This window comes from Corynebacterium sp. 11A, assembly GCF_008930935.1.
Taxonomy (GTDB): Bacteria; Actinomycetota; Actinomycetes; order Mycobacteriales; family Mycobacteriaceae; genus Corynebacterium; species Corynebacterium megadyptis.
Window position 1 is genome coordinate 41,196 of the sequence record NZ_PQMR01000004.1, and the last position, 11,283, is coordinate 52,478.

General features: G+C 62.9%; 14 protein-coding genes and 1 tRNA gene. 5 read left to right on the forward strand and 10 right to left on the reverse strand.

The genetic code is table 11. The features are described 5' to 3' along the window. Position 1: 1 nt before the first annotated feature. Together GBB18_RS04735 and GBB18_RS04740 are read left to right on the forward strand one after the other, a co-directional pair. Positions 2-634 carry a response regulator transcription factor gene (locus tag GBB18_RS04735; RefSeq protein WP_151640911.1) on the forward strand — a complete coding sequence of 211 codons (633 nt, stop codon included), beginning with the start codon at positions 2-4 and terminating at the stop codon, positions 632-634. Between the two features lie 145 nt (positions 635-779). After that, positions 780-2,186: an NAD-dependent succinate-semialdehyde dehydrogenase gene (locus GBB18_RS04740; RefSeq protein WP_151640912.1), complete on the forward strand. Its 1,407-nt coding sequence runs from the start codon at positions 780-782 to the stop codon at positions 2,184-2,186. A gap of 49 nt (positions 2,187-2,235) precedes the next feature. On the opposite strand, the gene GBB18_RS04745 is transcribed toward GBB18_RS04740, so the two are convergent. Next, a tRNA-Leu gene (locus GBB18_RS04745) sits at positions 2,236-2,317 on the reverse strand. Between the two features lie 209 nt (positions 2,318-2,526). On the opposite strand from GBB18_RS04745, the gene GBB18_RS04750 reads away from it, so the two are divergent. Together GBB18_RS04750 and GBB18_RS04755 are read left to right on the forward strand one after the other, a co-directional pair. Then, complete coding sequence (locus tag GBB18_RS04750; protein WP_151529867.1) at positions 2,527-2,895, forward strand: hypothetical protein; 369 nt, start codon at positions 2,527-2,529, stop codon at positions 2,893-2,895. A gap of 2 nt (positions 2,896-2,897) precedes the next feature. Then, a complete protein-coding gene (locus tag GBB18_RS04755) occupies positions 2,898-3,263 on the forward strand; it encodes a DUF3817 domain-containing protein (protein WP_151640913.1) in 366 nt (121 codons plus the stop codon). 115 nt (positions 3,264-3,378) lie between these two features. Here the strand turns inward: GBB18_RS04755 and rdgB are convergent, their stop codons facing one another. The 9 genes from rdgB to clpS form a co-directional block, all read right to left on the reverse strand. Further along, positions 3,379-4,065 (reverse strand): RdgB/HAM1 family non-canonical purine NTP pyrophosphatase, encoded by a 687-nt coding sequence (gene rdgB / locus GBB18_RS04760; protein WP_151549904.1) that lies wholly within the window; start codon positions 4,063-4,065, stop codon positions 3,379-3,381. Positions 4,066-4,090: 25 nt separating this feature from the next. Continuing rightward, the gene (gene rph, locus GBB18_RS04765; RefSeq protein WP_151529769.1) at positions 4,091-4,822 is read right to left on the reverse strand and encodes a ribonuclease PH; all 732 of its coding nucleotides are present in this window, start codon (positions 4,820-4,822) and stop codon (positions 4,091-4,093) included. 50 nt (positions 4,823-4,872) lie between these two features. Then, positions 4,873-5,640 carry an MBL fold metallo-hydrolase gene (locus GBB18_RS04770; protein ID WP_151529770.1) on the reverse strand — a complete coding sequence of 256 codons (768 nt, stop codon included), beginning with the start codon at positions 5,638-5,640 and terminating at the stop codon, positions 4,873-4,875. Between the two features lie 61 nt (positions 5,641-5,701). Further along, the gene (murI, locus tag GBB18_RS04775) at positions 5,702-6,574 is read right to left on the reverse strand and encodes a glutamate racemase (protein WP_225976625.1); all 873 of its coding nucleotides are present in this window, start codon (positions 6,572-6,574) and stop codon (positions 5,702-5,704) included. 160 nt (positions 6,575-6,734) lie between these two features. Beyond that, positions 6,735-6,893 (reverse strand): hypothetical protein, encoded by a 159-nt coding sequence (locus tag GBB18_RS10630; RefSeq protein ID WP_192795928.1) that lies wholly within the window; start codon positions 6,891-6,893, stop codon positions 6,735-6,737. Between the two features lie 221 nt (positions 6,894-7,114). Further along, positions 7,115-7,825: a rhomboid family intramembrane serine protease gene (locus tag GBB18_RS04780; RefSeq protein ID WP_151549903.1), complete on the reverse strand. Its 711-nt coding sequence runs from the start codon at positions 7,823-7,825 to the stop codon at positions 7,115-7,117. A gap of 86 nt (positions 7,826-7,911) precedes the next feature. Beyond that, positions 7,912-8,850, reverse strand: a complete 939-nt coding sequence (locus tag GBB18_RS04785; RefSeq protein ID WP_225990238.1) for a P1 family peptidase — start codon at positions 8,848-8,850, stop codon at positions 7,912-7,914. A 39-nt stretch (positions 8,851-8,889) separates the two neighbouring features. Beyond that, entirely contained in the window at positions 8,890-9,429 is a 540-nt protein-coding gene (locus GBB18_RS04790; RefSeq protein ID WP_151529772.1) for a DUF2017 domain-containing protein, read from the reverse strand. Positions 9,430-9,499: 70 nt separating this feature from the next. Beyond that, positions 9,500-9,808: an ATP-dependent Clp protease adapter ClpS gene (gene clpS, locus GBB18_RS04795; RefSeq protein ID WP_151529773.1), complete on the reverse strand. Its 309-nt coding sequence runs from the start codon at positions 9,806-9,808 to the stop codon at positions 9,500-9,502. Between the two features lie 132 nt (positions 9,809-9,940). On the opposite strand from clpS, the gene GBB18_RS04800 reads away from it, so the two are divergent. Beyond that, positions 9,941-11,269 (forward strand): nicotinate phosphoribosyltransferase, encoded by a 1,329-nt coding sequence (locus GBB18_RS04800; RefSeq protein ID WP_151549902.1) that lies wholly within the window; start codon positions 9,941-9,943, stop codon positions 11,267-11,269. Positions 11,270-11,283 lie beyond the last annotated feature (14 nt).

An 11,283-nucleotide genomic window follows, 5' to 3' on the forward strand; every position in this document is an offset into this window, starting at 1 on the left:
CATGCATATTCTTCTCGCCGAGGATTCCACGCTGTTGCGCGCGGGCATCGAACAACTCCTGCACGCCCTGGGCCATAGCGTGATCGCCGTCGCGGACGCCGACGCCCTGCGGGACCAGGGCCGTAGAGCAGATATCGACCTCGTGATCACGGATGTACGCATGCCGCCGCTGCTGCGCGACGATGGCCTCAAGGCGGCCTCGGAGCTGCGCCGCGAACGCCTGGGGCTGCCGGTGATTGTGCTGAGCCAATATGTGGCCGCCAGCTACCTCGATCAGCTCATGGACGGCGGCGGCTTCGGCTATCTCCTCAAAGAACGCGTCTCTGAGGTGGAGGAGTTTGTCCGAGCAATCGAGGATGTGGCTGCGGGAAAGACAGTGGTGGATCAGGAAGTGATCGCCACCTTGCTCAATGCCAAGCGCAGCGGCATCACCACCCTCACCCCGCGGGAGAAAGATGTGCTCGCGCTCATGGCTCAGGGCCTGAGTAACCGCGATATGGAAAAGACCCTGTTTCTTAGCCCCTCGGCGGTGAGCAAGCATGTGGCCAATGTGTTCATGAAACTCGGCTTCCAGCCCGAGGACGACAACCGCCGCGTCAAGGCTGTGCTCGCGTGGCTGCGCTACACCGGCTAGCCGCCGCACAGCGTCGGCACGCACCTGCCCGCCACCCTTGTGTGGGGCCAGTTATTGAGTGAGCTTAGGCACTGATAGACCGATATCTCTGTGGTGTGCGCCCAGAGCATTGCAGCTACTGGTGGGCAGGACTATACAGGGCGATATGAGTACTTTCGCATTAGAAAACCCGAACACCGGCCGTTCCGAGCAGGAGTTTGACCGCATCACGGATGCTGAGCGGGATGATATTCTCTCCCGCTCCACCGCCGCCTATACCTCGTGGCGCACCACCTCCATCGAGGAGCGTGTGGCGGTATTGAACGCCACCGCCGATCTTTATGAGGAGCGCATCGATGAGCTGGCCGACCACATCGGTCGAGAGATGGGCAAGCTGACCCGCTGGGCCAAGGCCGAAATCCAGCTTGTGGCCGATATTTACCGCTGGTACGCCGAGCACGCCCACGAGCTGCTCGCCGACGAGTATCTGCCGGCCTCCGGGGCACAGCAGACTGTGGTGAAAAAGGAGCCGCTCGGCCCGCTGCTCGGCGTCATGCCGTGGAACTTCCCCTACTACCAGGTGGCCCGCGTTGCCGCGCCGAACCTGCTGTTGGGCAACACCATCGTGCTCAAGCACGCCTCCATCTGCCCGCTGTCCTCCCAAGCCTGCCAAGACCTGCTGGAGGAGGCCGGTTTGCCGAAGGATGCCTATATCAACGTCTATGCCTCCGGCTCACAGATGGATGCCTTCGTGGCGGATAAGCGCATCAAGGGTGTCTCCCTCACCGGTTCGGAGGCTGCCGGTTCCGCCGTGGCCACCACCGCCGGCAAGCACTACAAGAAGTCCGTGTTGGAGCTGGGCGGCAATGATCCCTTCATCGTCCTGGATGAGCAGAACCTGGACTGGGTGCTGGAGCAGTTTGTGAAGATCCGCATGTACAACACCGGCCAGGCCTGCAACGCCCCGAAGCGGCTTATTGTGATGGAGGACTTCTACGATCGCACCGTCGAGTTCCTCGAGAAGAAGATCGCAGCGATGACGGTGGGCTCCTACGATGACGAGAACGCCGATATCGGCCCGCTGTCGTCTATCGGCGCCCGTGATGAGATCGTCGAACGACTCGAGAAGGCGGCCCGCGACGGCATCGCCACGGTGCGTGTCGGTGGCGGCGCCATTGATCGCGACGGCGCCTACATGGAGCCCACCCTGCTCACCGATGTCGACCCCAACTCGGAGATCGGCTGCAACGAGATCTTCGGCCCCGTCGCCGTCGTGTACAAGGTGGCTAATGTGGACGAGGCCATTGCCCTGGCCAATAACTCCGACTACGGCCTGTCCTCCTCGGTGTGGGGCACAGACCTCGAGCAGGCCTATGCAGTGGCGCAGCAACTCGAGGACGGCATGACCTTCGTCAACGAATCCTCGGTCACCGCCGCCAACCTGCCCTTCGGCGGCATTAACCGCTCCGGTTATGGCCGCGAGTTGGCCCGCTGGGGTGTGGGCGAGTTTGTGAATGAGCACCTCTACCGCGTCAGCGATCAAAGCGATGCCGGCCTCTCCCCTGCCCTCTAGTTTCTCCTAGATACACCAACACCCACCTACTGCTGTAGGTGGGTGTTCGTGCGCCTGGGGAGACTTGAACTCCCACGTCCTAAGACACTGGAACCTAAATCCAGCGCGTCTGCCAATTCCGCCACAGGCGCCCGCGCCGCGTACACGGCGCTGCGGGTATTGTATCCAGCGCCTATGGGGATCGCCAACAACACTGTTGGCACGGGGTTTTCGCCACATGCTTTACACCGCCCCCACAGCGCGGCGTCGTGAAGCATCTTGGGTATCGTAGAGGGGTGTGAGTACTAATCAGGGTGAGCCAACCACACCACCACGGCCCCGCAAGCGCGCGTCGGTGGGAATGATTGTGTTCGTCGCCCTCGCGGTGGCCGCCACGCTCGGATTGGCCTATTGGCAGTGGACTCGTTTTCAGTCCGGCTCGGGCACGTTCCAAAACTTGGGATATGCACTGCAGTGGCCCTTCTTCGGCGCGTTTATCGTCTACGCCTACCGGAGCTACCTCAAATACGAGAATGAATTGCTCGAGGATGACCAGGAGGTCTCCCCCGTTGATCGACGTATCGCCGAACGCGGCGAGATGACCGAGATCGACGAGGACTTCCTTCCCCAGCGTCCGAGCATGGATGTGACTACCTTCAACGCACTCAACGAGCAGCACCGCCGCCGCTCCAGCTCCCCCTCTACCGACACCAACGAAAGCTCTTCCTAGCCATGACTTCTTCTTCTCAGTCCCAGCGCCCCGCCCCCACCCCGCAGCGTCAGGCGCGGGTACGCCAAGCCCTGAAGCTCTTTTCTATCGCCGCCTGGGTCACCGGTGTGTGGCTGTTGATCCTCACCACCCGCATGGTTCTCGAGTATCTGGTGGGCATCGACATGCCGGAGTGGGCCCGCATCATTGGTCAGCTCCACGGCCTGTTTTACATGCTCTATCTCATCGCCACCTTGAACCTCGGCGTGAAGGCCCGCTGGGAGCCATTGCGCTGGATCCTCACCGCCCTCGCCGGCACGATCCCCTTCCTCTCCTTTGTGGCTGAGTCCCGCCGCCGCAAGGAAGTTACCGAGGCCTTCCAGCTCTAGCGCAGCACGCTTGACGACGCCGCCCTCCCCCGCGGCAGCGCACCGCCGCACGCACGACCGCCGAGCCTGATCACTGTGATCGGACTCGGCGGTGTGGTGTGTGCTTTAGAGCTGTTTAGCTCGAGGTGTCGTCGTCATTGTCCTCGGAGTCCTCGCTGCTGCGGGCCTCCCACTGGGCCACGAGCGAGGAAATCGCCGGAACCAGGGCCTCGAGGGCCTTGCCGCGGTGCGAGAGCGCATCCTTTTCTTCGCCACTCAGCTCGGCGGAGCTGCGGGGGCGCTCATCGGTGCCGTCCACGCGCTCATCCTCTTCGGCCGGCACGAACAGCGGATCATAGCCGAAGCCGTTCTCGCCCACGGGGTTACGCAGCAGGCGGCCAGCCCACTCACCCTTTTCAATGAACTCCTCACCCTCTGGGGTGACGATGGCGCACACCGACACGAAGCTGGCGTCGCGGCGCCCCAGGGGAACGTCTTTCATCTGCTTCAACAGCAGCTCATTGTTGGCGTCATCATCGCCCTCACCGGACCACCGAGCAGAGAGCACACCCGGCATGCCGTTCATTTCCTTCACGCACAAACCGGAATCATCGGCCAAGGTCACCTCGCCGGTGGCCTTGGCCCCGGCGCGGGCTTTGATCAGCGCGTTATCGGCAAAGGTGCGGCCATCTTCTACCGGCTCCTCATAACCAAGCAGGTCCTCGGAGGTCACCAGCTCGCAGTTCTCAATGCCTGCGACATCCAAGACACGGCGCAGCTCGACGAGTTTCTTGGGGTTGTGAGTAGCTACATGCAGCAGCATCGCATCACTCCTTTGATCGTCTCTGCTAGGCCTGAAGGGCGTGCTTTTGGGCGTCGATGAGCTCGCGACAGCCCTTCTCCGCCATGTCCAAAATGGCGGTGACTTCCGCGCGGCTGAAGGTGTTGTGCTCGCCGGTTCCCTGGATCTCTACAAACTCGCCGGACTCGGTCATGATCACGTTCATGTCCACATCGGCGCGGGAATCCTCCTCATAGGGCAGATCGAGGCACACGTGGCCATCGATGATGCCCACCGAGACAGCGGCCACGGGCGGCAGCAGCGGGTCACCGCTGAGCACGCCACGCTCGCGCAGCACCGAGATGGCGTCGGCAAGCGCCACATAGGCCCCGGTGATTGCGGCGGTGCGGGTACCGCCATCGGCCTGGAGCACATCGCAGTCGATGGAGATCGTGTTCTCGCCCAGCTGGGACAAATCCACAGCGGCGCGCAGGGAGCGCCCGACGAGGCGGGAAATCTCGTGGGTGCGGCCCTTGACCTTGCCGCGCATGGACTCGCGCGGCATGCGGTCATGGGTGGCGGCGGGAAGCATGGAATATTCGGCGGTGAGCCAGCCTTCGCCGGAATCCCGCTTGAAACGCGGCACCGATTCCTCGATCGAGGCGGTGCACATCACGCGAGTATTGCCGAACTCCACCAGCACACTGCCAGCGGGATTGGTGGTGAAACCACGGGTGATTCGGACCGGACGCATCTCATCGAGGGCGCGCCCATCTGCGCGCTGAAAGCTAGTAGTCATGGGCTTCAGGGTACACCGCAGGCGCGCCTCATCCCCTCAGACGTTGGGGCCTAGCCGGTATAGACCTGCCCCGGGGCGCCAACCACGATGGGGCCGTCGAACTCTTCGGCGGCGGCGCGCACCGCGCCCTCCACATCGCCCCACGGCGGAATGTGGACGAGCACTAGGGTGCCTACACCGGCCTCGCGGGCCAGCAGCCCTGCCTCGCGCCCCGAAATATGCAGCCCCTCCGGCTTGCCTTCCGAGGTGTAGCCCCAGGTCGCCTCGCAGAAAAAGACATCCGCGCCGCGGGCGCACTCGAGGGTGGAGTTGGTGAAGCTGGTGTCGCCGGAGTAGGCGAACACGGTCCCCGTGGCCTCTTCCTCAATGCGCAGGCTATAGGCCTCGATCGGGTGAATGGCCTCAAACGGGGTAATGGTGATGCCCTCGAGATGCTCCGCCTCGCCCAGCCGCCACGGGGCGTAGGCAAAGGTATCCGACATATCGTCTACCCCATCGGTCTCATCTGCGGAGATACGCCCCAGCCGCAGCTCGGCATCGCTGGGGCCGAAGCACAGATTGCGCCCTTGGGCAGCCAGCTCGGGGTGGAAACGCCGCCACACGAGCAGCGAGGGGAAATCGAGGCAATGATCCGCGTGCAGGTGAGAAAACACCACATGCGCCTCGGAGGGGTTGATCATCTGCATCAGCTGGGCCAGCACACCGGGGCCGATATCCATGATGATGGACTGTCCGCGTTCGCCCTGAAGGAGATATCCCGACGCCGGCCCCCCAGGGCCGCCCATGCTGCCGGTGCATCCAATGATGGTCAACTTCATACCATCACTTTGCCACTAAACCCGCGGTCGTGTGGAAAAAGCCGCGGTGGTGTTTGAAAAGTTACAGACCCTGTACGTGTTGGACCTCAGTCACATGCGGGCCGAGGAAGCGCTGCGCGAGCATGGCGAAAATGGCGGGGTCGCCAGTGGATTCGAAGGAGCGTTCCACCGCGTGCTCAGGATCGGCCAGCTTGTCGCTGTGGCTCAGTACCCGCAGCACATCCTTCGCGGTTTCCTCCGCGCTGGACACCAGCGTCACATCATCGCCCATGGCCAGTTGGATTACGCCAGAGAGCAAGGGATAGTGGGTGCAGCCCAACACGAGAGTATCGACGCCCGCGGCCTGCAGCGGTGCGAGATAGCCTTCCGCTACCCCCAAAATCTGGCGCCCCGAGGTGATTCCGCGTTCGACAAAGTTCACAAACTGCGGGCAGGGGGTGGCCGTGACCTCCACCTGGGGCGAGGCGGCGAAAAACTCCTGATAGGCCCCCGAGGTGATGGTTCCCTGGGTGCCAATAACACCAATCTTGTTATTGCGCGTGGTGGAGACGGCGCGCCGAACGGCCGGCAGAATCACGCCCACCACGGGAATGTCGTAGCGTTCGCGGGCATCCCGCACAAAAGCGGAGGTGGCGGTATTGCAGGCGATCACGATCATCTTGCAACCGCGCCGGACCAGCTCGTCGGCGATCCGCTGTGAGTGATCCCGCACCTTCGACAGTGGTTGCGGGCCATAGGGGGCGTTCTTGGTGTCCCCAATGTAGATAATCGATTCATGGGGCAGCTGGTCCACGATGGACCTCGCCACAGTGAGCCCGCCCAATCCGGAATCGAAGATGCCGATGGGGGCATTATTGCTGGTCTGATCCGCCAGCACTCGCTCGTGGCCGAACTCATCCACCACGGTGCGGAAGTTCCACGGATTGTCCACCATTAGCTGCTCTGCGCTGTCTCGTTCCTCACTGGTACCCACAGCACGCAAGCCTAGCGAGGCGGGCGCGGGAAGACTAGCAGCGGCCCCACGAGCGTGGTCCAGAGCGCGCGTGATTCACAGCGCGCGCTGCGTTGTTCAGCTGGCCACCGCGCGCTCGCCGCTACTGAGGTAGCGCCAGCCAGATACCCGCACCGATACACACCAGCCCCGCTACGGCCAGTACCCAACCCAGCGGCGACTGTGTGCGGCGTCGCACTCCGGCCACGAGGAGAACAACACCCACCACGATGGCGAGAAGCATCACCCAGAAACCCATCATTCCTCCATATCGGCCGTCTTAACCTTGCCTTATTTACTGTATGCGGTTCCCCCCTGTCACAACCCCCTCTCGCCGCTGATCATGCTGCGCGGATCATGCTGTGGGACACGCGCAGAGTGGCGGGCGAAGGCGAGCACATAGACACCCCGCGATGCGTGCACCGCGGGGTGAGGAAAGTTCACTCAAAGGCGGGAGCAGACAGACTGCCGCCCGTGGTGGGGCTAGTAGCCGAGACTCGAGTTCGGCCGAGCGGCGATCTTCTTCACCGGATCGTCGGAGCTAATCACAGCCCCCGCGAGCACACCACCCAGCGCCCCGCCGAGGTGCGCCTGCCACGACACCGCGGCTTCTGTGGGGATCACGCCCCAGACGAAACCGGAATAGCTAAAGGCCAGCACCACGCCGAGAATGATCTGCCGCAGAGAGCGATTGAATACGCCCCGGACGATGAGATAGCTGAGCCAGCCATAGATCACTCCCGAGGCGCCGATGTGGTTGGTGCCGGGATAGCCCAAAAACCATGCTGCAAGCCCGCCGGTGATGGCCGCTATCACTGTGACTTCCCAGAAGGTGCGCCTGCCGGTAACACCCACCAAAAAAGCGAAGAGAGCTCCCGTCACCGTATTGCCAATGAGGTGATCCAGGTTGGCGTGGAGAAATGACCAGGTGAGGATATGCCATAGCGTGGAGGTATCGCGGGGATGGATTCCGAACCAGGACAGGTTGAGTATCCCCATCTGCTGCACGACGAACACCGCCCAGATCACGAGCACGTAACCGAGAGCGATCCGCAGGCCGGTGCCGAAACCACCGCGGGAGCGGCGCTGCGGTGGCTGCGCTGTCTGCCGCGGCGCCGGGCTCCACGCTGGGCCGGGCTGAGCGCCCGTGCCATAGGAGGTCGGGTGCGAGTAGTTCGAATAGCCGTGGGGCATGAGGGGCGACTCTTTTCACTCTCGTGCTGCATCGGATTATGTGTGCTCACGATTGTACGCACGCGCCATGGCGGCACCACGTGGGCTCAGCGAAGAATATCGCGGTACGCGCGCATTCCATGCGTGGACTCGGCGGAGGTCACCGCATCCACAATCGCCGCCGCCACCACATCCGCGGCCGCCGCGGACAGCTGCGTCAACTGCTCGACATCCACTCCGGTGCGCGGACCTGTCGCAAGTGCAAAAAGGGTGTCACCGTCGAGGGGAGAGTGGGCGGGGCGCACAGCGCGGGCGATACCATCGTGGCCGGCCAACGCCAGCCGTGTAGCCTGCGCTTTTGTTAGCGGCGCATCGGTAGCCACCACCCCGATCGTGGTGTTGAGCTTGCTGGCCGGACCGCGCAGCGTGGCATAGACCTCACAGTCGACGGCGGGAGCGTCCGGATCCCCATACAGCCGGCCATGCTTATCGACGACATCTCCCACCGGATTGGCCACCATGCCCGCGGCCACTACGTACTGCCCCACCTGTGTGGAGGATTGGCCGAATCCACCTTTGAGCCGCCCTGCCGCCGCGGCGGTGCCTGCCCCCACCGTGCCCGAGAGTAATTCGGTGCCGCTGAGTGCCCGATGGGCTGCTATCCACCCGTCAAGTGGCCGCGGCCGCGCCTGAGCGGAGCCGACGAGAAGATCGAAGATGACCGCTGCGGGAACGATCGGCACGCGCGGGCCTTCGCTGTCCTCCCCGAGCACGGGGAAACCGAGCGAGCGTTCCTCCAGATAGGCCATCACTCCGTCTGCCGCGGCCAGACCAAAGGCCGACCCCCCACTCAGGCAGACCGCGTGTACGGCCTCCACGGTGTTGTGGGGCGCCAGCAGATCAGTTTCGCGGGTGCCGGGGCCGCCGCCACGCACATCTACGGCGCCGGTGGCGGACTCGGGGGCCACGATCACCGTGACTCCGGTATCACTATCGCTGTAGTGCGCGGCTTGAAGCCCCGCCACATCACACAATCGGCCGGCCACGGCGCTCGTACTCTCCTTGCAGTGGGTGGATGAACAGTCTTAGCTCATATAGGCGTGGAGCAGGGAGTCTTGGACGAATCCCAACCACTCCACCAGTTGATCGCGTTCTTCTTCCGCGCCCTCGTAGTTCCCCATCTCCGAAGACGCAATATAGAGGCGCAGATCATTCAACCCCGATAGCCAGGCGTGTACCTCGCTATCGTCCACGGTCACGTTCACACCACCATCAGGGCCGAGGGCGCTATTAATAACTTGCAGGTTGCGTAGTTTGTCTCGGCAAATATCGTTTTCGTGCAAAGAGCGCAGCAGGGAATTATCGCCCTCGAATTCCTCATCGCCTTCGCGCTCAAAATCCGGCAAAAGACGAGCCAACCCAGGATCCTTCGGCGCTTCTTTATGCCCGCCTGTCATGCCCACGAGCTCTTCAAGCTCATCCTTCGGCGCGGATTGGGCGCGCTGAATAAGCGCCTCCGACACCGTGGCGGTGAGATTTCCCAGCACTTCGCGCTCGAGTGGCTCAAACACGGCGGTGTACTTTGGGCTGCGCATCAGCCCTTTCTTGCGCTTGAAGGATTCCATTTCGGCTTTCTTGTTCTCTTAAATTACGAGGCGAACTCGGTTCTCGGCGGCGCGATGACGACGGTGCGGCTTAGCCTGCCTGCTGCATCGTGGCCCACAGGCCCGCCGTGTGCAGTTTCTTCACATCGGCTTCGACTTTGTCTCGTTCACCGGAGGAGACTACGGCCTTACCTTCGGTGTGGACCTGCATCATTAATTCATTGGCGCGTTTCTTGTCGTAGCCCAATACCGTGTGGAAGATATAGGAGACATAGCTCATCAGATTCACGGGATCGTCCCAGCAGATGCACAGCCACGGCAGATTCTCGCTGGTGGTGACATCCACGTCGATCGCTTCGTCGAGCTCAGGCGTAGCCATCGGCGCCGAGGGGGTACTCATTGCATCCATACTCCATAGGGTAGTCATAAAGCAGCGCCCACGGGACTTCTCTGCCTGAGCAGCTGCTGAGCTGCGGCCAAGGAGACGGCGTCGATAAGCGAGAAACGCTGCACGAACGCGTATGGTAAAGGCATGGTAGAACACGAGAACCTGAAAAGTCTGTCCTCGGCGCTGCTCACCGACATGTATGAATTGACCATGCTGGAAGCTGCCATCAAGGACGGCTCGGTGAATCGGCAATGCACGTTTGAAGTTTTCTCTCGCCGCCTCCCCAGCGAGCGCCGCTATGGCGTGGTGGCCGGTACACCCCGTGTGCTGGATGCCGTGACCAATTTCGTGTTTTCCGAAGCGCAGCTCGACAGCCTCGACTTCCTCAGTGCCGAGACTCTCGATTATCTGCGGAACTATCACTTCTCCGGCGATATCGACGGCTATCACGAGGGATCGCTGTATTTTCCCCACTCCCCCGTGCTCACGGTGCGCGGCACCTTTGGTGAATGCGTGATCTTAGAGACGGTCATTCTCTCCATCCTCAACGCGGACTCCGCGGTAGCCTCCGCCGCCGCACGCATGGTCACCGCCGCCGATGGCCGGCCGATCCTCGAGATGGGCTCCCGCCGCACCCACGAATATGCGGCCGTCACCGCCACCCGCGCCGCGTATCTGGCCGGCTTCTACGCCACCTCGAACTTGGAGGCCTCCCACCGCTATGGTGTGCCGGCCTCCGGCACTGCCGCGCACGCCTGGACGCTCCTGCACGTGGACGAGAATGGCCAACCGGATGAAGAAGCGGCCTTCCGCTCGCAAGTGGCCGCCCAAGGTGTGGGCACCACCCTGCTGGTGGATACCTTCGACATCACCAAGGGCGTAGAAACCGCCCTCGCCGTGGCCGGGCCACAGCTCGGCGGAGTGCGCATTGACTCCGGCGATCTCGGCATGCTCACCAGACGGGTGCGGGACCAGCTCGACGCTGCCGGCGCCAGCGATACCAAGATCGTGGTGTCCTCCGACTTGGATGAATTCGCCATCGCCGGTCTGCGCGGTGATCCCGTGGACGTCTTCGGCGTGGGCACTTCGGTGGTCACCGGCTCCGGCGCCCCCACCGCAGGTCTGGTGTACAAACTCGTGGAGGTCGACGGCCACCCGGTGTCCAAGCGTTCCTCCAATAAGCGCTCCCACGGCGGCACCAAGCGTGCCATCCGTACCCGGCGCGCCACCGGCACCGCCGTGGAGGAGATCATCTACCCCTTCGACCACGACACCCCCGCCACCGGACGCCTCGAGCACGTGGAGCTGACTCAGCCGCTGATGCGCGGCGGCGCCATCGTTGATGGCCTGCCCACGCTGAAGGAATCCCGCGACTATCTGGCGCGAGAAATCGAATCGCTGCCGTGGGAGGGTCTGGCGCTCTCGCGGGGAGAACCCGCGGTGAATACCCGTTTCTACGGCTTCGAGAACTAAGCGCGCACCACCGG